Here is a 20,925-nt window from a genome sequence, read left to right as displayed (position 1 = left end):
GCTCCCAGCCGATGGATTCCTCAACCCGCCCCACCACGTGGGCGTGAGTCGTGGTCTGATGGAGGTGTGAGTTCGCTCGAACACCCCGGAATCCGCAAGGTAGCGGAAGCCCTCCCGGCCGCCACCGCCGCACGCATCGTCGTGCTGCCGGACGCCGTGCGGACCGCGGCGGCCGCGGCGCAGGCGGTGGGCGTGCAGGTCGGCGCGATCGCGAACAGCCTGGTCTTCGCCGCCGTGCGCGACGGGAAGGCGTCCCCGCTGCTCGTCCTGACGTCGGGCGCGCACCGCGCGGACACGTCACTGATCGCAGGCCTGGTGGGCGCGGACGCGGTCAAGCGCGCCGACCCCGAGTTCGTCCGCGAGCACACGGGCCAGGTCATCGGCGGTGTGTCCCCGGTCGGGCACCCGGCGCCGATCGAGACCGTGGTGGACGAGTCGCTGTCCGGCTACGAGGAGATCTGGGCGGCCGCGGGCCACCCGCACGCCGTGTACCCCACGACCTTCGCGGACCTGGTGGCGCTGACGGGCGGACGCGTCGCGGCGGTGGCGTCATGACGGCCTCGCCGCGCCTGGAGCGCATCGTCGAGATGACGGCCGCGGAGCTGAACGAGCGGCTGGGCGAGGCGCTCGCGCTGTACGTGACGGCGATGAACTACCCGCCCGCCACCGTCGAACAGCGCGCGCCGATGTGGCTCGCGCACATGATGCGCGAGGACTGGCGCTGCGTCGTCGCGCTGGGGGAGCAGGACGAACTCGTCGGCATCGGCTACGGCTACCGCGGCGCGGCCGGCCAGTGGTGGCACGAGCAGGTGCGGCGCGGCCTGATGCAGGTGTCGCCGCCGGCAGTCGTCGACGAATGGCTCACCGACTACTTCGAGCTCACCGAACTGCACGTGCTGCCGCGCGCGCAGGGCCGCGGCCTCGGCGAGGACCTGCTCCGCAGGCTCATGGAGGGCGTGCCGTCCTCCCGCGTGCTGCTGTCCACGCCCGAAGGCCCGAGCAAGGCGTGGAAGCTCTACCGCCGCGTCGGCTTCCTGGACGTGCTGCGGCACTACCAGTTCACCGGCGACCCGCGTCCGTTCGCGGTCCTCGGCCGAACGCTGCCGATCACCTAGACCTCCCGGCTCTTCCCGGCCTGCTCGACGTCGTCGAGCAGGCCGTTTTCGTGCGCGGACGTCTTGTCGCGGCCCGGCGAGGGGTTGCGATCACCTGACCCCGTCCCTACGCTCACCAATATGCAATATATTGGATATGGGTCACTGAAGGAGCGGGCGGCGGCCGAGATCCGGTCAGCGATCGTGCGCGGCGACCTCGAGCCGGGCACGCCCATCAAGGACGTCGAGCTGGCGGAGCGGCTCGGCCTGTCCCGCACCCCGGTGCGCGAGGCGCTCGCGACGCTGACCGACGAGGGCCTGGTCGAGACCAAGCCGCACGCCTACACCCGTGTCACCGCGCTGGAAGCCGAACCCGTGCGCGACGCACTCGTCGTCGTGCAGTCCATGCACGCCCTCGCCGCCGGCATCGCGGTGCCGAGGATGTCGGACGAGGACATCGCCGCGATGCGCGCCGCGAACAAGGCCTTCAAGAAGGCGCTCGACGCCGACGACGCCGTCGCCGCGCTGGCCGCCGACGACGAGTTCCACGCGGTGGCCGTCCGCCGCTGCGGCAACTTCGCGATCGCCGCGACCATCGACCGCTTCACCCCGCTGGTGCGCAGGGCCGAGCACAGCCGGTTCTCCTCACCGAACGCCCGCCACTCCGTCACCCAGCACCAGCAGATCATCGAGGCGTGCGAGAAGGGCGACGCCGCGCTCGTCGCCACGCTGGTCGACGAGAACTGGAGCACCCTGGAGGAGGAACTGTGACCAGATTCCCGCTGCTCTTCGGGCCGTCGCCAGTCCACCGCCTCGACCGCCTGACCGCACACCTCGGCGGCGCCGCGGTCTGGGCCAAGCGCGAGGACTGCAACTCCGGCCTCGCCTACGGCGGCAACAAGACCCGCAAGCTCGAGTACCTCGTCGCCGACGCGCTGGCCACCGGTTGCGACACCCTCGTGTCGATCGGCGGCATCCAGTCCAACCACACCCGCCAGGTAGCGGCCGCCGCGGCCCGCGCCGGCCTCAAGGCCGTGCTGGTGCAGGAGAGCTGGGTCGACTGGGCCGACGTGGGCAGCGACCGCGTCGGCAACATCCTGCTCAGCCGCATGATGGGAGCCGACGTCCGCCTGGTGGACGCCGAGTTCGGCATCGGCGTCAAACCGGCCTGGGAACAGGCGATCGAGGAGGTCCGCGCCGCCGGCGGCAAGCCCTACCCGATCCCCGCCGGAGCCTCCGACCACCCGCTCGGCGGCATGGGCTTCGCGAACTGGGCGGACGAGGTCCGCCAGCAGGAGGCGCAGCTCGGCGTCTTCTTCGACACGATCGTCGTCTGCTCGGTCACCGGCAGCACCCAGGCGGGCATGGTCGCGGGCTTCGCGAACGACACCGGCCGCCGCGTGCTGGGCATCGACGCCTCCGCCAAGCCCGCCGAGACCCGCGCCCAGATCACCCGCATCGCGCACAACACCGCCAAGCTCCGCGAGGTCACGGTGTCCGAAGAGGACATCCTCCTCGACGACCGCTTCCACGCCGGCACCTACGGCATCGCCGACGACTCCACAGTGGACGCCATGCGCCTGGGCGCGAGCCTCGAGGGCATGATCACCGACCCGGTGTACGAGGGGAAGTCGCTGGCGGGGCTCATCCACCTCGTGTCGTCGGGGGAGATCGGGCGCGACTCCACGGTGCTGTACGCGCACCTGGGCGGGCAGCCGGCGCTGAACGCCTACAGCTCGCTGTTCCCGCAGTAGTTCGGGGAGGGGGCGCGCGCGGGCTTGACGGGGGTGGCGCGGGTGCCGGGGGTGCCGCGGTGGGCGGGAGCGTTGCACCGAGCCGGGCCGGGCCGGACGCGTGGCGGTTCGGGCGTGACCGGCGAACTGTCGCGCCGGGCGAGGAGTGCGAGGGCCACGGCCGGGGCGAGAGGAGCACGCCGAGTCCATTGCGGCCGGAGGTGTGCGAGCCCAGCCCGCCCCGAACCGCCCGGCCCGGCTCGCCCTACCCAGCCTTGCCCGTCCACGCCCTGCCTGACTCGCCCCGCCAAGCTCGGCTAGCCCCGCCAAGCTCGGCTCGCCCAGCCCAGCTCGGCTCGCCGGACCCAGCCCAGCTCGGCTCGCCGGACCCAGCCCAGCTCGGCTCGCCGGACCCAGCCCAGCTCGGCTCGCCGGACCCAGCCCGGCTCGCCCAGCCCGGCTCGCCCGATCCGGCTCGTCCAGCCGCCGCCCGGCCAACCCAGCCCAGCCCTGCCCTGCCAGGCGGAGGCTTGGGTCAGGCCCGCAGGCGCAGGCCCTTCGGGGTTGCGCGGAAGCCCGCCTCCTGCAGGACCGTGGCCAGGTGCGAGGTCAGCGCCACCTCGCCGTCGGCCCGCTGGACCGCGAGCTGGCCCAGCCAGCCGTCGCGGACTGCTCGGCTCAGGGCGTTCGCGGCCGTGCGGAGGGTGGGGTCGTCGTCGGTGAACGAGAGCAGGGACTTGCCTCCTCGTTCCACGTACAGGGCGGGCATGCCGTCCACCAGGACGGCCAGCGCGCCTGCCTTGCGGGCCGGCCTGTGCTTGCCTTCGCCGAGCGGGTCCGGCCACGCCAGGGCGGCGCCGTAGGGCTGGGCCGGGTCGGCCGCTGCCAGGACCACCGCGGTCTGGTCGGCCTGGGACTGCTGGCCCGGTGGGCGGGACAGCGCCCTCAGGCGGTCGACCGCGCCCCTGGCCGCGAACTGGGCCGCGCCCAGGCCTTCCACGACGTAGCCGCGGATGACCTGGCCCGACTCCTCCATGGCCCGCAGCACCTTGTAGACGCCGCTGAAGCCGCCCGTCACGCGCTCGGTGTCTAGGGCGCCTCTGGTGAGGACGCCGTGGCGTTCCAGGAAGGCCTCGGCTCGCGCGTGGGCCCGGCGGGTCGGGCTTTCGGCCGGGGTCACCGCGAGCGACCAGCGGCCGGCGGCGGTGGGCGGGCCCGTGCGCGAAGGCATGTCCGGGCGGGAGCGCAGGCGGGCGTAGCGGCCTCGGGGGGCGGCTCGGCGGGGTTTGTGGGCGGCGCCGCCGCCCGACACGAGGGCTCGTAGGGGCGACAGCGTGTCGTTCGTGACCAGGCCCGCCCAGACGAGGTCCCACAGCGTGCCGACGACCTCGGCGTCGGTGCACGTCACGGACGCCGACGCCCGGTCCACCACCTGGCGGAAGAACAACGCTCCGCCGGACAACGCCTCCAGGACCGCCGTGTGCAGCGGTGACTCCGGGATCGACTCCGGCACCAGGTCCGGCAGCAGCAGGTCGGCCACGTCGGTCGGGGCGAGCGCGATCCAGCCGTCGCCGCCCGCCAGCGCGCCGCACCCCGTCCACGTCACCTCGCCGGACGCCGTCAGCTCGTCCAGCAGCGCCGGGTAGTAGCCCGGCAACCTCGACGGCAGCAGCAGCGACTCCAGCGCGCTGGCCGGAAGTGGTGCTCCGGCGAGCTGTTCCACCACCGAGAACACGTCGTCGAGCGTCGGCGCCGCGCGCAACCGGCGGCCCAGCCCGTGCCACTGCGGCAGGAACCTGCCCAGCGCGGCCGGTTCGACCGGCTCCACCTCGGACCGCAGCCGCGCGAGCGACGCCCGGCGCAGGCGGCGCAGCACGTCGGCGTCGCAGTACTCGGTGTGCGTGCCGCCGGGACGCAACTCGCCGCGCGCCAACCGGCCCGTGGCCGCCATGCGTTCGAGCACGCCCGTCACCACGGCCACGCCCAGGCCGAAGCGCGCGGCGGGCTCCGAGGCGGGGAACGGACCGTGCGTGCGGGCGTAACGGCTCAGCAGCTCGCCCAGCGGATCCGCCACCGGTTCGGTGAACGCCTCCGGCACGCCGACCGGGAGGGCGACGCCGAGCGCGTCGCGGACCTTGCCCGCGTCCTCGATCGAGATCGTGCGTTCCTCGCCGGCGATCCGGACCCGGATGACCCGGCGCTGCGCCAGCAACTCGTCCAGCCACTCGCGGGGCACACCGCGTTCGAGCGCCTCCGCGTCCGACAGGTCTCCCAGGAACCGCAACAGGTCCGCGGCGTCCTCGGCGTGGCGCGGGCGGCGGTCCTCGGAGAGGCGCTGCAGGCTCTGCTCGACCTCGGCCACGACCTCCGGGTCGAGCAGCTCCCGGATCGCCTCCGAGCCGAGCAGCTCCGCGAGCAGCGTCGAGTCGAGCGACAGCGCCGCCGCCCGCCGTTCCGCCAGCGGGGCGTCCGCCTCGTAGAGGAACATGCCGACGTACCCGAAGAGCAGGCTGCGGGCGAACGGCGACGGCGACGGCGTCTCGACCTCGACCACGCGCACCTTGCGCGCGCGGACGTCCGACATCAGCTCCTTCAGGCCCGGCACGTCGTAGACGTCCTGAAGGCACTCGCGCATCGCCTCCAGGACCACCGGGAAGCTCTCGTACTTCGCGGCGACCGACAGCAGCTGGGCCGACCGCTGACGCTGCTGCCACAACGGGGTGCGCCGCTTCGGATCACGCCGGGGCAGCAGCAGCGACCGGGCCGCGCACTCGCGGAACCGGGCCGCGAACAACGCCGAACCGCCCACCTCCGCGACCACGATCTGCTCGACCTCGTCGGGGTCGAGCAGCACGTCCTCCGCGCCCGCCGTCACCTCCGCGCCCTCGTGGTCCAGCGCGTCGGGCAGCCGCAGCACGATGCCGTCGTCGGAGTGCGCGGCCTGCACCTCCACACCGCGCTTCTCGCGCAGCCGGGCCGCGATCGCCAACGCCCACGGCGCGTTCACCTGGGCGCCGAACGGGGAGTGCACGACGAGCCGCCAGTCGCCCAGCTCGTCGCGGAACCGTTCCACCAGGACGGTCCTGTCGTTCGGCACGTGCCGCGTGGCCTCCCGCTGCTCGCCCAGGTACGCCAGCAGGTTGTCCGTCGCCCACTCGTCGAGTCCGGCCGACACCGCCCGTTCGCGCGCGGCCGAATCCTCCATCGTGGACACTTCGCGCAGGAACTTCCCCATCGCACGGCCGAGTTCCAGCGGACGGCCGGGGGCGTCGCCCTTCCAGAACGGCATCCGCGCGGGCTGCCCCGGCGCGGGCACCACGATCACCCGGTCGTGCGTGATGTCCTCGACCCGCCACGACGACGTGCCCAGCAGGAACGTGTCGCCGACCCGCGACTCGTAGACCATCTCCTCGTCGAGCTCGCCGACGCGCGAGCCCGGACCGTTCTCCGACGGTGGCGTCATCACGGTGTACATCCCCCGGTCGGGGATCGTGCCGCCGGACGTGACCGCCAGCCGCTGCGAACCAGGACGGCCGCGCAGCTCGGAGTTGACCCTGTCCCAGGTGATCCGCGGCCGCAGCTCGCCGAACTCCTCGGACGGGTACCGGCCGGACAGCATGTCCAGCACCGCGTTCAGCGCCGAGTCGGGCAGCCCCGCGAACGGCGCCGCCCGCCGCACGAGCGCCGTCAGCTCCTCGACCGTCCACGTCTCCATCGCCACCATCGCGACGACGTGCTGCGCCAGCACGTCGAGCGGGTTGCGCGGGAACCGCACGGCCTCGATGGCGCCGTCCCTCATCCGCTCCGCCACCACCGCGCACGACACCAGGTCACCGCGGAACTTCGGGAACATCACGCCCCGCGACACCGCGCCCACCTGGTGCCCGGCGCGGCCGACGCGCTGCAACCCGGACGCGACCGACGGCGGCGCCTCCACCTGCACCACCAGGTCGACCGAGCCCATGTCGATGCCGAGCTCCAGCGACGACGTGGCCACGACGCAGGGCAGGCGCCCCGACTTCAGGTCTTCTTCCACCGACGTGCGCTGTTCCCGCGACATCGAGCCGTGGTGCGCACGGGCCACGGACGCGGTCTTCTGCACCGTCATGCCGGACTGGCCGATCGCCTCGGCGGGGAACGACTCCGGCTCGGACTCCAGCTCGGAAGCCTCTTCCGCGAGCTCGTTCAGGCGCGCGGTCAGCCGTTCCGCCAGCCGCCGCGAGTTCGCGAAGACGATCGTGGACCGGTGCGCCCGCACCAGTTCCAGCACGCGCGCCTCGACCGACGGCCAGATCGACGTGCGCTGCTCGGCGCCGGCCGCCGAGCCCGACACCTCCCCGGTCGGCTGGCCGAGCTGCGCCATGTCCTCGACCGGCACCTCCACCTCGACCTCGATGACCTTCGGGGTCTTCGGCTGCACGACCGACACCGGCCGCCCACCGGCCAGGAACGTGCTGATCTCCTCGACCGGCCGCACCGTCGCCGACAACCCGATCCGCTGCGCCGGCCTGTCCAGCAGCGAATCCAGCCTTTCGAGTGACAACGCCAGGTGCGCGCCGCGCTTGGTGCCCGCCACCGCGTGCACCTCGTCGACGATCACCGTCTCGACGCCGCGCAGCGACTCCCGCGCCGACGACGTCAGCAGCAGGAACAACGACTCCGGGGTCGTCACCAGCACGTCGGGGGGCGTGCGCCCGAACGCCCTGCGCTCCTCCGGGGACGTGTCGCCCGTCCTCATGCCGACCGCGATCGACGGCTCCGCGAGCCCCAGCCGCTGCGAGGCCTGCCGGATGCCGGTCAGAGGCGCGCGCAGGTTGCGCTCGACGTCCACCGCCAGGGCTTTCAGCGGCGAGACGTACAGCACCCGGCAGCGCCGCTTCGGCTCCTCCGGCACGGAGGACGACGCCAGCCTGTCGAGCGCCCACAGGAACGCGGCCAGCGTCTTGCCCGAGCCCGTCGGGGCGATGACCAGCGCGTGCTCGCCCGCCGCCGCGGCCGCCCACGCCCCGGTCTGGGCCTGCGTGGGCGCGGCGAAGGCTCCGGCGAACCACTGCCTGGTCGCCGGTGAGAATGCCTCCATCACGTCCATGGCGACCATCATGACGCCGGGGTCCGACAATTTCTGATTACGCAGGTCCGAGCACCCGCCGAAGCCCGCTGTGGCACGATCACCGGGTACGTCCTTCGAGGGGAGCACGGTGCGCGTCCTGTCCGTCGACCTGGGCACCGCCAACACGGTTGCGGTGCTGTCCGACCACGGTGTGGTGGATGTGGACGGGGGGCCGACGATGCCCTCGTCCGTCTACCTCGACGAGGACGGCTCCCTGCGCGTCGGCAGGGAGGCGGAGCGGCGTTCGCGCCAGGACCCGTCGCGCTACGAGGCGAACCCCAAGCGCCACATCGACAAGGCGACGATCAGGCTCGGCGAGCAGAACCTGCCGACCAACGACGCGCTCGCGGCCATCTACGCGCGTGTCATGGAGGCCGTGACGGCGCTGCTCAAGGGCGAGCACCTCGACGAGATCCGCCTGACGCACCCGGCCGAATGGGGCCCGAGCAGGCGCAACAAGCTGCTGTCCTCGGCCAGGCTCGCGGGCATGACCGGCGAGCTCGTGCCCGTGCCCGAGGCCATCGCGGTGGCCTCCCTGGGCGGCGGCCGCCCCCTCGCCGTCTACGACTTCGGCGCCGACACGTTCGACGTCTCCGTGCTCGACTCCGAGCACCGCATCCTCGCCGACGGCAGCCTCAGCGACGTCGGCGGCCTCGACATCGACCAGGCGCTGCTGGAGCACATCGGCCGCATGGTCTCGCACAAGGACCCGGCCGGCTGGCAGCGGCTGCTGCGCCCCACCACCGTCGACGACCACCGCGCGCGCCTCGGCCTGCGCGAGGAACTGCGGCTCGCGAAGGAGGACCTCTCCGAGCTGCCCCAGGTCGAGGTGCTGATGCCGGAGCCGTTCGAGAAGGTCGTCATCACCCGCGCCGAGCTGGAGGCCCTGGTCAGGCCGAGCCTGATCCGCAGCACCGAGGTGCTCATCTCCACGGTCCGCAAGGCCGGTGTCACGCCCGAGCACGTCTACCTCGTCGGCGGCTCCTGCCGGATGCCGCTGGTCGCGCAGATGATCGCGGAGAAGGTCGGCATCGTCCCGACCAACCCCGACCACCCGGAGACGATCGTCGCGTCCGGCGCGCAGGTCGTGGACCGCGCGACGATCACGCTCAAGCCCGAGGACGACAAGCCCAAGTTCGTCGAGCCGCCCACGGTCGTGACCGCGCCGGTCAGCCCCGCCGTGAGCGGCCCGCACCCGGTCAACCCGAACGTCAGCGGCCCGAACCCGGTGATCAGCGGCTCCTACCCGAGCGGGTCCTACCCGAGCGGTTCCTACCCGAGCGGCGCGTACTCGGGCAGCGGCACCTACCCGGTGAACCCGAACGTCAGCGGCAGCTACCCGACGAACTTCCCGCAGCAGCAGCCGCCGAAGAAGGACAACAAGAAGGTCCTCATCGGCGCCGGCGCGGCGGTCCTCGTGGTCGCGGGCATCATCGGCGCGGTCGTCGCGCTGTCCGGTCCCGGCCTGCCCAGCGCCGACGAGTGCAAGGACGACACCTCGCAGGACGGCCAGGGCTTCACGAAGTGCCTGCGCCAGCTCGCGGGCACCGTGCCGGACGGCGGCGGCTGCGAGAAGGCCGACTCCGCGCAGATCACCGGCATGGAGGAGATCAAGGGCACGGTCGTGAGCTGCACGATCCGCGACGGCTACGCGGTGCAGTACATCCTCACCGACAGCGTCACCGGCGCCGAGAACAACGCCGACGCCATCGCGAAGTCGTTCCAGACCGACCGCGTCGAGGCCGACTGGACCGGCAACGGCCTGCAGGGCGCCTACCGCGTGGCCACCTCCAGCGGCACCGGCGTGCTGGTGTTCACGGCCAAGGACCGCCCCATGTTCGGCATCCTCACCAAGACCGCCGAGGAGAACGCGGACGAGCTCAAGGCCGACGAAATGGCCGATTTCTTCGAGAAGTCCGTGCAACCGGGTGAGTAACCGCCCCTGATGGACCTGTCGGCGCGCCGCCGGACCGTGCCACGATCGTGATCATGGTGACCGTCGCGCCGCAGGTCGAACGCGTGCAGCGCAAGGTCGTCCGCGTCCTGACCGGCACCCAGGTGCTCGGGTCGGCGGCCGTGACGATCGGCCTCGCGTTCAGCACGCTGATCGCCGCCTCCCTGTCCGGGTCCGAGGCCGTCGGCGGACTCGCGCAGACCGCGGCCGTCGCCGGTGCCGCGGTGCTCGCCCTGCCCGGTGCCCGCCTCGCCCAGCGCGGCGGACGGCGTCCCGCGCTCGTCCTCGGCTACGGCATGGGCGGGCTCGGCGCACTGGTCGCCGCCGTCGCCGTGGGCCTCGGCCTGTGGCAGCTGCTGCTGGTGGGGCTGCTCCTGTTCGGAGGAGCCTCCAGCGCGAACTACGCGGCCCGCTATGCCGCAACGGACCTGGCGCATCCCCACCGCCGTGCGCGTGAACTCTCGCGCGTGGTGTGGGCGGCCATGATCGGCGCCGTCATCGGTCCCAACCTCGCCGACCCCGCCGGGCGGGTGGCAGGCTCCCTCGGCCTGCCGGCGGACGCGGGGCCGTTCCTGCTGGCGGCCGTCGTGCTCGGCGCCGCGGTGCTGGTGATCCAGTTCGGGCTGCGGCCGGACCCGCTGGTCGTCGTGAAGAGCACACGACCGGTTGAACCTGCGCACTGCGCGGGCGGCTCGAGCGCGGCCCCCGGTGGTCTGAAGGTCTGGGGAACGCTCGGGCCGATGGCCAGGCTTGCACTCGTTGGTGTGACGTTGTGCCACACGGCGATGGTCGGGCTGATGTCGATGACGCCCGTGCACATGAACCACTCGGGGTCGTCGTTGCGCGTGGTCGGCGTGGTGATCAGCCTGCACGTCGCCGCGATGTACGCCGCGAGCCCGCTTTTCGGGTGGATGGCGGACCGGCTGGGCCGCGTGCCGGTGCTCGCGCTCGGCGCGTCGCTCGTGGTGGCGGCGTCCGGGGTCGCGGGGATGGCGCCCTCGCACGACGCCCCGCAGCTCGCCGTGGGACTGGCGCTGCTCGGGTTCGGCTGGTCGGCCGGGCTGGTCGCCGGGTCCGCGCTGCTGACGGAGTCCGTGCCGGTGGACGACCGGCCGGCCGCGCAGGGGCTCTCCGACCTGGTGATGAACGTCGGTGGCGCGGTCGGGGGAGCGGTGTCCGGGATCGTCGTCACGGCGTGGTCCTACGCGGCGCTCGGGCTGATCGTCGGGTTCACCGCGCTGCCGTTGCTCGTGGTGTGCCTCTTCGCGTCCCTGCGAAAGCCCGTTCGTTAGGGTCGTTCGGTGCGCATCACCATGTTCCGCAAACTCATGGCGGGGGAGTTCGGCCAGCTCAGGGCCGAGATGATCGCCCACGACCACGTGCTGTCGTCGCTCGGCGGCCGCACCGCCGACCAGGCCCTGGAGGCCGGGATCGGCGCCAAGGAGGTCTGGGTCGCGGTCTGCGACGCCTTCGAAGTTCCCGAGAACCGCCGCTGAGATGGCGGTTCGGAGTGTCACGTGTGCTCGAACACGTGTTCGGCTACAGTGGCCGCTACCCCCGGCTTCGCAGAATTGTCAGACCCCGCCAGTAGCGTCAGGTCCAACATGACGAAGCAACGGCAGACGACAAAAGGTGGACCCAAGATGGCACCCGCAGCACCCGACCGGGACAAAGCGCTCGAGCTGGCCCTGGCGCAGATCGACAAGCAGTTCGGCAAGGGCTCCGTGATGCGCCTCGGCGAGGAGGGCCGTGCCCCGATCGAGGTGATCCCGACCGGCGCGATCGCGCTGGACGTGGCGCTCGGCATCGGCGGCCTGCCGAGGGGTCGCGTCGTCGAGATCTACGGTCCTGAGTCCTCCGGTAAGACCACCGTCGCCCTGCACGCCGTCGCGAACGCCCAGAAGGCCGGCGGCATCGCCGCGTTCATCGACGCGGAGCACGCCCTCGACCCGGAGTACGCGAAGAAGCTGGGCGTCGACACCGACGCGCTGCTGGTGTCGCAGCCCGACACCGGTGAGCAGGCGCTGGAGATCGCGGACATGCTGGTCCGCTCCGGAGCGCTCGACATCCTGGTCATCGACTCGGTCGCCGCTCTCGTGCCGCGCGCCGAGATCGAGGGCGAGATGGGCGACAACCACGTGGGTCTGCAGGCCCGCCTCATGAGCCAGGCGCTGCGCAAGATCACCGGTGCGCTCAACGCGTCCGGCACGACCGCGATCTTCATCAACCAGCTGCGCGAGAAGATCGGCGTGATGTTCGGCTCCCCGGAGACCACGACCGGTGGTAAGGCGCTGAAGTTCTACGCCTCCGTGCGCCTGGACGTGCGCCGCATCGAGACCCTGAAGGACGGCGGCGAGCCCGTCGGCAACCGCACCAGGGTCAAGGTCGTGAAGAACAAGGTCGCGCCGCCGTTCAAGCAGGCCGAGTTCGACATCCTCTACGGCAAGGGCGTCAGCCGCGAGGGCTCGCTCATCGACATGGGTGTCGACCAGGGCATCCTGCGCAAGTCCGGTGCCTGGTACACCTACGAGGGCGACCAGCTGGGCCAGGGCAAGGAGAACGCCCGCAAGTTCCTGCTGGACAACCCGGACATCGCGAACGAGATCGAGAAGCGCATCAAGGACAAGCTCGGCATCGGCGCCACCCTCGACGCCGAAGAGGCGGCTCCCGCCGCGCCGGTCGAGTTCTAAGAGGTAGTGGGGTTTGGACGAGGCTGAGGAGCAGCGCAAGGCGCGGGACATCTGCTACGCGCTGCTCACCGCTCGGGCCCGCTCACGGCAGGAGCTGCACGACGCCCTGCTGCGCAAGGGGATCAGCGCCGGTGCCGCCGAGGTCGTGCTCGGCAAGTTCGACCGCGCCGGCCTGATCGACGACGCGCAGTTCGCCGAGATGTGGGTGCGTTCCCGGCACACGTACAACGGTCTGGGCCGCCGTGCCCTGGCCATGGAACTGCGCCGCAAGGGTGTGGCGGACGAGGTGGTGGCCGAGGCCGTCGCCGCGGTCGACGGCGAGGCCGAGGAAGAGCGCGCCCGCGAGCTCGTCCGCAAACGCCTGCGCACCCTGTCCGGCGTGGACGAGACGACGAAGATCCGCCGGCTCGTGGGTGCGTTGGCGCGCAAGGGTTACGCAGAAGGTCTCGCCTACCGCGTGGTGCGCGACGAACTGCGCAACGAGGGAGCCGAGGCGTCGGCACTGGACGAGCCCTGGTCGTAGACCGGGGCCGGCCCGGTTCGCCGTGCCGCACTCGATCACGCCGCCCGGCCGGTTCGTGCCGAGTAGCCTGAATCGCGTGAGCACTACTCCCGATGCGCCGTCCGCCGTGACCCCCACGGTCTCGGACCTGCTCTGCTTCGACCTCTACACGACGTCGCGGGCGGTCACCGGCTTCTACCGCCCGATCCTCGACAAGGCGGGCATCACCTATCCGCAGTTCCTGGTGATGTTGCTGCTGTGGGAGCGGGACTCGCGGCCGATCCGGGAGCTCGTGCGCGAGCTCGACCTGGAGTACAGCACCCTCTCGCCGCTGATCAAGCGCCTGGAGAAGGGTGGTCTGCTGGTGCGCGTGACGCACCCCGACGACGAGCGGTCCGTGCTCGTGCAGCTCACCGACAAGGGCCGTGACCTGCGGTGGATCGGCGCTGAGATGTTCAACCAGCTCGGCGCGGCACTGGGCATGACGCTGGAGGAGATCGCCATCCTCCGCAAGGCGCTGCAGCGGGTGAAGCACGGGGCCGAGCGCGAGGCGTGACGCCTGGGCAAGGCCGCCTGATGGAGTGACCGGCCCCCGGAAACCCTTGGTGCGGCTAGCGCGAAGGAGCGATCGATCGGCGGCGTCGCCTCCCGGCGCTGACTAGTGGCCTGAAACACATCGCGTGCGAGGTAACTCGTCGGGTAACTTACATCGTGCACGACCTAATCGAACGCGATGCACCACCGCCACGGTGCCCGATGAGAGAGTGAGAGACCAATGCGAGTTCGCAAGGTGTTCGCGGTTCTGGGGACGCTGCTGGCGCTGGCCGCCGTTGTCCCGTCTGGCGCAGGTGCCGCGGAGGACGCCGGGAAGAAGGGCGCCAAGAAGCCGACCGTCGTGCTGGTGCACGGTGCGTTCGCGGACGGGTCCAGCTGGAACGGTGTCGTCGAACGCCTGCAGCGCAAGGGATATCCGGTGGTGGCGGTCGCCAATCCGCTCAGGTCCGTCACCGGTGACGCGAACTACCTCAAGCAGGTGCTGGCCACGATCGAGGGCCCGATCGTCCTCGCCGGACACTCCTACGGCGGCATGGTCCAGTCGCAGGCGGCGCTCGGCAACCCGAACGTGAAGGCGCTCGTCTACGTCGCGGCGTTCGCGCCGGAGAAGGGCGAGAGCGCTCTCGAACTGTCGAACAAGCTGCCCGGCAGCACCCTCGGTGAGGCGGTGCGGCCCATCGCCCTCGGCGACGGCACGACCGATCTCGTGATCGCGCAGGACAAGTACTGGCAGCAGTTCGCGGCGGACGTGTCCCGCGAGGACGCGACCCTGGCGGCGGCGACCCAGCGCCCGATCAACGACACCGCGCTGAACGAGAAGGCCGGCGAGCCCGCGTGGAAGACCATCCCGTCGTACTTCGTGGTGGCGGGCAAGGACAAGAACATCCCGATCGCCGCGCAGAAGTGGATGGCCGAGCGCGCCCACGGCCGTGCGGTCGTCGAGGTGCGGGGAGCCTCGCACTCGGTGGCCGTGTCGCACCCGGACACCGTGGCCGACCTGATCGTGCGCGCCGCGCGGTAGGGGGAGAGACGGAGGAGCCGGGACGCGGGCAGGGGCGTCCCGGCTCCTTCGCGTTCAGGGCTTCGCGACCTCGCAGCCGGGAAGCGACAGGTCCAGCCGGGTGCCGGGGGCGAAGCAGGCGGCGAAGCCGTACGTCTGCTGGCCGTAGTTGGTGCCCTTGCGGACCGTGATCTGGCCGACGGCGTCGACCTCACACGGGTTGTTCATCGTGCAGCGGCCGCCGCTCTCGTTGCCGGTGTTGTTGACGCCGACGACCTTGCCGCTCGCGGCGTCGATGATCGGCGAACCCGAAGTGCCGCCGATGGTGTTGCACGAGGGCGTGTAGCGCAGCGAGTCGTTCCAGGTCCAGCTCGCCTCCCTGACCTGGTGGACGAAGTCGTCGACCTGGCAGGAGTAGATCCTCGTCCAGTAGCCGGAGACGATCCGGATCTCCGACTTGGCGACGGGGCGCGCGGCCGACAGTTCCAGCGCGCGGCTGCCGTGCTGCTGCTCGATCTGCCGGTAGGTCTTGTCGAGCCGGTAGAGCGCGGCGTCGGTGCCGGTCATCGTCGCGTAGACGAGCCTGGTGCCCTGCAGCTTCGCGATCTGCGAGCCGGAGCCGCCGAGCAACGTGAAGGTGCGGTCCGACGGCTGGTCGACGAGCACCTGGCCCGGTTTCATCAGGTCGACGCAGTGCCCGTTCGTGAGCACGAGCGCCTTGTCGTCGGGGGCCGAGGAGGGCGGGCGGACGAGCGAGCCGGAGCAGTTGCTGAGCTTCACGGTGCCGCTGAAGTCCACCGCGGCCTGGGCGGGCGCTGGTACGACGCCGAGTGCGGTGATCGCGGCCAGCAGAGTTCCGACGAGTCGAACCATGCACTCATCGTAGTCAGTCAGCTACCTTCGGGAGTCGGCCGCCTGGCCCCTTGTAGTTCGATCGGGTGAGCGCGTTCGGTGGTGCTAACGGGTGAAGCGGACCAATCGACGTGGTGGTCACATGTCGCCGCCGACAGGAGCCGTGATGACCTACCCGCCGCCCGTCTACGCCCAGCCCCCGGTCGCACCGCCGAAGCCCGCGAGGTTCGGCGCGCTCGCCTGGACCGCGGTGATCCTCGGCATCGTCGGTGTCGTCGGCTCGTGGGTCATCTTCCTCAACAACCTCACCGCGGTCGCCGCGTTCGTCGGGATCGTGCTCGGCGTCATCGCGTTGTTCGGCACCCGCAAGGTCCTCGCGCTCGTCGGCGTCGCCCTGTGCGTCCTCGCGATCGTGCTGACGGTGGTCGCGCAGCAGGCCGCCGTGAAGGAGCTCGACAAGATCCTGAACGGGGACGTGAACCAGGGGCAGGTCAGCGCGCCCGGCGAGACCGCGAAGCAGAACGCGCTGGCCGAGAACCCGACCTGGGGCAAGAGGTACTCGTGGGCGAACGGCCTCTCGATCGACGTCGCCGCGCCGGTCGCGTGCACGCCCGGCAAGTTCGCGTCGCCGTCCACCATCACCCGCGCGGTGAAGTTCGAGGTCACCATCACCAACGGCACCACCGCCGCGTTCGAGACCGCCCTGATGTCGATGGGCACCGACGCGCAGTTCAACGGGCAGAAGGCCGAGAGGGTGTTCGACAGCGGCGGTGCCTGCGACAGCACGGTCGACTCGGCGACCGTGCTGCCCGGCAAGGCGTACACGTTCCACGTCGCGTACTCGGTGGGCGCGCAGCCCGGTGAGATGCAGCTCGTGTTCGAGCCGACCTTCAACTCCGACAAGGCGGCGTTCGTCGGCCAGGCGTAAACCGGTGGCCCGCGAGCACGCCGGCGGGTTACAAATCGGGGCATGTTGCGCAAGTACCCGCGAACGCCCCACCTCGAGGGCTCGCGCCTGCAACCGGGCGACGAGGACCTCGACCAGGTGCCGTTCCGCGCGATCGCGGGGCGGCACCTCGTCGTCGAGGAGAAGCTCGACGGTGCCAACGCGGGCATCAGCTTCGACTCCGGCGGCGTGCTGAAACTCCAGTCACGCGGCCATTTCCTGACAGGTGGACCGCGAGAACGCCAGTTCGCGCCGTTGAAGGCGTGGGCCGCGACGCACCAGGGCGTGCTGTGGGAGAGGCTCGGCACGCGGTACGTGCTGTACGGGGAATGGTTGTACGCCAAGCACACCGTCTTCTACGACGCGCTGCCGCACCACTTCTGCGAGTTCGACGTGCTCGACCGCTCTTCGGGTGAGTTCCTGTCCACTCCGGAACGGCGGCGGCTGCTCGCGGGCACGCCGGTGGTGTCCGTGCCGGTGCTGCACGAGGGGCCGTTGCGGCGCCTGAAGGACCTGACCGCGTTGGTCGGCCCGTCCACGTGCCGCACCTCCGGCTGGCGTGACGCGCTGGTCGGCGCGGCGCGCGCGGCCGGTCAGGACCCGGAGGTCGTCGTCGCGGAGACGGACTCGGACGACGACATGGAAGGCCTCTACGTCAAGGTGGAGGAGGACGGACGCACGGTCGGGCGCTACAAGTGGGTGCGGCCGACGTTCCTCACCGCCGTGCTCGACTCGGGCAGCCACTGGCAGGACCGCCCGATCCTGCCGAACCAGGTGGTGGCCAGTGTTTGAGGAACTCTGCCCTTCCGGTCCTGAGTGGACGCTGGACTGGGACGCCGTGCGTGCGGCGTTCCCGTGGGTCCGAGCCATGAAGGGCGTGCCGCAGGACCCGGTGCACCACGCCGAAGGTGACGTCGCCACGCACACCCGGATGGCGTGCGAGGCCTTGGTGTCGTTGCCCGAATGGCGAGCTCGTTCCGAGGCGGACCGCGTTCGGTTGTTCGCGACGGTGCTGCTGCACGACGCCGCGAAGCCGTTCCGCACCCAGATCGCCGACGGCCGTGTCACCGCGCACGGCCACTCGCGCGCCGGTGACCTGCTGGCGCGCAGGCTGTTGTGGGAGATGGGACGCCCGATCGCCTGGCGCGAGCACGTCGCCGCCCTGGTGCGGCACCACCAGGTGCCGTTCTGGGCGCTGGAACGGCCCGACCTCGACCGCATCGCGTTCCGGGTGAGCCTGCTCGCGCGCAACGACGACCTGGCGACGCTCGCCCGCGCTGACATCCTCGGCCGGATCTGCGGTGACGCGGAGTCGGTGCTGGAGAACATCGCGCTGTTCGAGGAGTACTGCCGCGAGCGTTCGTGCCTGGACCGCCCGCGCGTCTTCCCGTCCGACCACGCCCGCTTCCAGTACTTCCGCACGCCCGGCCGCGACCCGGACTACGCCGCCTACGACGACACGCGCGTCGAGGTGACCGTGCTGTCGGGCCTGCCGGGCGTCGGCAAGGACCACTGGATCGCGCACAACAGGCCCGGTCTGCCGGTGGTGAGCCTCGACGCGGTGCGTGCCCGGCTCGGCATCGCACCCGACGGCGACCAGCGCGCGGTGGCCGCCGCCGCGTTCGAGGAGGCCCGCGTGCTGTTGCGGGCGGGGGAGCCGTTCGTCTGGAACGCCACCAACATCTCCCAGCAACTCCGCGAGCGCTGCATCGGGCTCGCCGCGGACTACCACGCCCGCGTCACCCTGGTCGGGCTGGAAGCACCGAAGGACGTGGTCCACGCCCGCAACCGCGCACGTCCGGCGCCGGTGCCGGCCGCCGTGATCGACCGGCTCGTCGACAGGTGGGAGGCGGTCGACCCCACCGAGGCGCACACCGTCGAACGCGTGGACACGGCACCGCGCTCGAGCGGTGGGTAGCGGTCAGCGGCGGTGTTCGCCGTGGTGGCCGACGGCGCGGACGAGCCACAGGGTGCCCGCGCCGGCGACGACGAGGACGACGATCCCGGTCAGGAGGGCGACACTCGTCGACGAGCCACCGCCCTCCTGCGGCGGCGGGCCGCTGCTGGACTTCGACTGCGCGATGGCCGGGACGTCGGTCATCTGCAACGAGTTCGCCTTGACCAGACCGGTGCCCTCGAGCAGCAGCATGTGCTTGAGCAGCAGGGTCAGGGCGGTCTGTGACGCGATGCGCGCGGGAAGGCTCTTCGTCGTCGCGCGCGAGTGGGCGACCTGGGTGATGAGCGAGCCGTCGGCGGCGCGGGACAGGTTGGCGAACATGGTGTCGAGCTCCGCGCCCGAGCTGGACGAGATGGCGTTAGCCCACGACTTCTGCTCCGTCGTGGGCTCGGACGGGAGGTCCACGCCGATCTGGCGGGCGGCCTCCGTGACCGCCTGGGTCAGCTGGGTGTGCTCGGCGGCGAGCTGACCCGCGACCTTGCGGACCTTCGCGTCACGGGCGCGATCCGAGCTCTCGCGGCTCGCCGGTTTCTGCCACAGGGAATGCCGGGTGAGCAGGACGAGCAATTCCCGGTCCGACGGTTCGACGTTCTGGCCGAGGACGCGGACCGCGTTCACCTGCGCCTTGGCGGTCACCAGTTCCAGTGCCGACGGGTCGACCTTACCGGTGTTCTCCAGGACCGTCATCGTGCGGATCAGCGTTTGGACGGTTTGATGGGAAAGCGTCCGGATCTCGGTGTTCTGCGTTGTCGCCCGCGTTTGGACCGACATCACCAACAGACCGCCCTGCGCTTGCCGGACGATCGTCGCGTAAGCGCGGTCGTGGTTGTCACCGGTGCGTTCCGCCATCTCGTCGATGAGTGACTGGTGTTCACCGCTGACGTCGTTCTGCATGATCACGCCGAGTTCCTGCGCTGTTTTCCGGAGATCGACGTCGAGCCGCGAATGGCCCTCGAAGATGTCCCGCCCGGCATTGGCGATGGCGGCGTCCGTGGTGCGCGAAGGCACTTCTTTGCTCACCGGGACGAGCCAGGAGTTCAGTTGGCGCAGGGATACCAGGAACGAACGGTCCGACGAGGTCACTTCCGTCGATTGGGCATGAGCCGGGACGGCTCCGGTGAAAGCCCCCAGAAATACGACGGACAACACGGTGAACAGCGCAGTGCGCTGTCCCAGAGTGCCCAAACGGTGACGCATAGTGCCCGTTCCTCCCCACGATCGAGCTGCCTTCGAAGGTGATACGCGCAGGTGAGATCGGAGTTCACCGAACGCATGACGATGCCGTGTGATGTGGATCACAGCACATTTCGCGAACCATTGGCGCTCGATTTACGTACCCGAGAGGTTTTCGCGTTCGCGCTGTACCATCCAATGGATTCCACGCTCGGCCACCGAGTCGCTAGGACTGCCGCCCGAAGCGAACCCGTCGCCGATATCTGGGGAGGTCGTCAGCTTCATGGGTGATCAGGGCAAGGTCGCACAAGCCCACCAGGACGAAGAATTGCTCACGCTGCTCTACGGGCAGTTTCAGCGGATGCTGTTCTCGCAGGTCCTGTGCCTGACCAACTACGACCGCCAGTGGACGGAAGACGTCGTCCAGGAGACGTTGATCAGGGCTTGGCAGAACTCCGCGCACCTCGTTCGGGAACCGGGGATGTTGCGCGGCTGGCTTTGTACTGTGGCTCGTCGCATTGTGATCGACGGATGGCGCAGCCGCCAGGCGCGTCCGCAGGAAGTGGAATTGTTGCGCCCGGACATCGCCGAATCCCCGGACGACACGGAACAAACACTTTCGGTGATGGTTATCATCGACGTAGTACGCCAATTGAGTGATGAACACCGTTCAGCGGTCTACGAAACGTATGTCATGGGACGAACGGTGAAGGAGGCGGCGATCGTTCTCGGAGTCCCGGAAGGAACCGTCAAGTCCCGGCTCTACAAAGCGATGCACACGATCCGCCGGGCGCTGCAGGACAGGAGCTAGTGATGGTGATCCGTCAACCACATCACGGGCACGCGGGAGCGGAGCAGGAGCGGGAAGACCGCGCGGGCCAGGAGGCTCCGTGCGGTGACGTGGCGGCGTTCGCGCTGGGTGTGCTCGACCCGGCGGAGCAAGTCGCCTTCTCCCGGCACCTAGCCGGGTGCGAGAACTGCCGCCGGGACGCGGCCGACTTCGGTGAGTTCGCGCCGGTGCTGCGGCCGGTGCTGCGGGACGATCCGCCCGGCGGGCGCCGGCCGTGCTCGATCGCGCGCAGCGTCCTGGTGGTGGCGGCGGGCGTCGTGGTGGCCATCGCCGCGGTGCTGTCGGTCGTGGAGTCGCTCGCTTCGCACGCCGACCCCGTCGACGTCAGCACCCTCATCCGCGCCGAGCCCGCTCACGCCGAGCTGTTCCCGCTGCTCGAACGCGGATGAGTCCTGGCGGGAGCCGGTGAGCAGGCAGGCGAGGCGCACCCATGCGCGCACCAGCCCGGCGAAGATCATCGCTCGCTCTCACCCTCCGGCTGCGAACAGCTCGCAGTTCCGCCGACCGTT

At 70.9% G+C, this 20,925-nt stretch carries 19 protein-coding genes; 16 read left to right on the top strand and 3 right to left on the bottom strand.

Features of this window, described 5'->3' with window-relative positions; genetic code table 11:
* The first annotated feature begins 66 nt into the window (after window positions 1-66).
* The 4 genes from BMY74_RS36860 to BMY74_RS36845 all read left to right on the top strand — a co-directional run bounded on the left by BMY74_RS36860 (window position 67) and on the right by BMY74_RS36845 (window position 2,848).
* Window positions 67-555 (top strand): YbaK/EbsC family protein, encoded by a 489-nt coding sequence (locus BMY74_RS36860; RefSeq protein WP_089924337.1) that lies wholly within the window; start codon window positions 67-69, stop codon window positions 553-555.
* Window positions 552-1,115 (top strand): GNAT family N-acetyltransferase, encoded by a 564-nt coding sequence (locus BMY74_RS36855; RefSeq protein ID WP_089924334.1) that lies wholly within the window; start codon window positions 552-554, stop codon window positions 1,113-1,115. Before BMY74_RS36860 ends, BMY74_RS36855 begins: the two co-directional genes overlap by 4 nt.
* 120 nt (window positions 1,116-1,235) lie before the next feature.
* Entirely contained in the window at window positions 1,236-1,865 is a 630-nt protein-coding gene (locus BMY74_RS36850) for a GntR family transcriptional regulator (RefSeq protein WP_089924331.1), read from the top strand.
* The gene (locus BMY74_RS36845) at window positions 1,862-2,848 is read left to right on the top strand and encodes a 1-aminocyclopropane-1-carboxylate deaminase (protein ID WP_089924326.1); all 987 of its coding nucleotides are present in this window, start codon (window positions 1,862-1,864) and stop codon (window positions 2,846-2,848) included. The genes BMY74_RS36850 and BMY74_RS36845 overlap by 4 nt, the downstream gene beginning before the upstream one ends.
* Window positions 2,849-3,362: 514 nt before the next feature.
* Here BMY74_RS36845 and BMY74_RS36840 read toward each other — a convergent pair.
* The gene (locus tag BMY74_RS36840; RefSeq protein WP_177230102.1) at window positions 3,363-7,916 is read right to left on the bottom strand and encodes an ATP-dependent helicase; all 4,554 of its coding nucleotides are present in this window, start codon (window positions 7,914-7,916) and stop codon (window positions 3,363-3,365) included.
* A gap of 109 nt (window positions 7,917-8,025) precedes the next feature.
* Between BMY74_RS36840 and BMY74_RS36835 the strand changes: the two genes are divergently transcribed.
* The 7 genes from BMY74_RS36835 (at window position 8,026) to BMY74_RS36805 (ending at window position 14,659) form a co-directional block, all read left to right on the top strand.
* Window positions 8,026-9,873: an Hsp70 family protein gene (locus BMY74_RS36835; protein WP_089924320.1), complete on the top strand. Its 1,848-nt coding sequence runs from the start codon at window positions 8,026-8,028 to the stop codon at window positions 9,871-9,873.
* A gap of 53 nt (window positions 9,874-9,926) precedes the next feature.
* Window positions 9,927-11,183: an MFS transporter gene (locus BMY74_RS36830; RefSeq protein ID WP_089924315.1), complete on the top strand. Its 1,257-nt coding sequence runs from the start codon at window positions 9,927-9,929 to the stop codon at window positions 11,181-11,183.
* 9 nt (window positions 11,184-11,192) lie between these two features.
* On the top strand, window positions 11,193-11,387 hold the full coding sequence (locus BMY74_RS36825; protein ID WP_177230101.1) for a DUF3046 domain-containing protein: 195 nt from the start codon (window positions 11,193-11,195) through the stop codon (window positions 11,385-11,387).
* Window positions 11,388-11,534: 147 nt separating this feature from the next.
* On the top strand, window positions 11,535-12,581 hold the full coding sequence (gene recA, locus BMY74_RS36820; protein WP_089924312.1) for a recombinase RecA: 1,047 nt from the start codon (window positions 11,535-11,537) through the stop codon (window positions 12,579-12,581).
* A gap of 13 nt (window positions 12,582-12,594) precedes the next feature.
* Window positions 12,595-13,104, top strand: a complete 510-nt coding sequence (locus BMY74_RS36815) for a regulatory protein RecX (RefSeq protein ID WP_089924309.1) — start codon at window positions 12,595-12,597, stop codon at window positions 13,102-13,104.
* A 76-nt stretch (window positions 13,105-13,180) separates the two neighbouring features.
* The gene (locus BMY74_RS36810) at window positions 13,181-13,639 is read left to right on the top strand and encodes a MarR family winged helix-turn-helix transcriptional regulator (protein WP_177230100.1); all 459 of its coding nucleotides are present in this window, start codon (window positions 13,181-13,183) and stop codon (window positions 13,637-13,639) included.
* A 219-nt stretch (window positions 13,640-13,858) separates the two neighbouring features.
* Window positions 13,859-14,659, top strand: coding sequence for an alpha/beta fold hydrolase (locus tag BMY74_RS36805; protein ID WP_089924300.1), 801 nt, complete (start codon window positions 13,859-13,861; stop codon window positions 14,657-14,659).
* Window positions 14,660-14,713: 54 nt separating this feature from the next.
* Here the strand turns inward: BMY74_RS36805 and BMY74_RS36800 are convergent, their stop codons facing one another.
* Entirely contained in the window at window positions 14,714-15,511 is a 798-nt protein-coding gene (locus tag BMY74_RS36800; RefSeq protein ID WP_089924296.1) for a S1 family peptidase, read from the bottom strand.
* Window positions 15,512-15,656: 145 nt separating this feature from the next.
* Between BMY74_RS36800 and BMY74_RS36795 the strand changes: the two genes are divergently transcribed.
* From BMY74_RS36795 to BMY74_RS36785, 3 genes are read left to right on the top strand one after another with little or no spacing between them, the layout of a single operon-like run.
* Window positions 15,657-16,418: a hypothetical protein gene (locus BMY74_RS36795; protein ID WP_089924292.1), complete on the top strand. Its 762-nt coding sequence runs from the start codon at window positions 15,657-15,659 to the stop codon at window positions 16,416-16,418.
* A gap of 42 nt (window positions 16,419-16,460) precedes the next feature.
* Window positions 16,461-17,228: an RNA ligase family protein gene (locus BMY74_RS36790; RefSeq protein ID WP_089924288.1), complete on the top strand. Its 768-nt coding sequence runs from the start codon at window positions 16,461-16,463 to the stop codon at window positions 17,226-17,228.
* Entirely contained in the window at window positions 17,221-18,354 is a 1,134-nt protein-coding gene (locus BMY74_RS36785; protein ID WP_218159861.1) for an AAA family ATPase, read from the top strand. The genes BMY74_RS36790 and BMY74_RS36785 overlap by 8 nt, the downstream gene beginning before the upstream one ends.
* A 3-nt stretch (window positions 18,355-18,357) precedes the next feature.
* Here the strand turns inward: BMY74_RS36785 and BMY74_RS36780 are convergent, their stop codons facing one another.
* On the bottom strand, window positions 18,358-19,590 hold the full coding sequence (locus BMY74_RS36780) for a DUF4142 domain-containing protein (RefSeq protein WP_089924280.1): 1,233 nt from the start codon (window positions 19,588-19,590) through the stop codon (window positions 18,358-18,360).
* 259 nt (window positions 19,591-19,849) lie between these two features.
* Between BMY74_RS36780 and BMY74_RS36775 the strand changes: the two genes are divergently transcribed.
* Window positions 19,850-20,377, top strand: coding sequence for a sigma-70 family RNA polymerase sigma factor (locus tag BMY74_RS36775; RefSeq protein ID WP_089924273.1), 528 nt, complete (start codon window positions 19,850-19,852; stop codon window positions 20,375-20,377).
* A 2-nt stretch (window positions 20,378-20,379) separates the two neighbouring features.
* Entirely contained in the window at window positions 20,380-20,805 is a 426-nt protein-coding gene (locus tag BMY74_RS46425) for a zf-HC2 domain-containing protein (protein WP_089924270.1), read from the top strand.
* Window positions 20,806-20,925 lie beyond the last annotated feature (120 nt).

Origin of the sequence: Lentzea albida (genome assembly GCF_900111005.1) — a bacterium.
Lineage (GTDB): Bacteria > Actinomycetota > Actinomycetes > Mycobacteriales > Pseudonocardiaceae > Lentzea > Lentzea albida.
The sequence above is the reverse complement of the archived record's forward strand: the minus strand, read 5'-3'. Positions and strand labels throughout refer to the sequence as shown.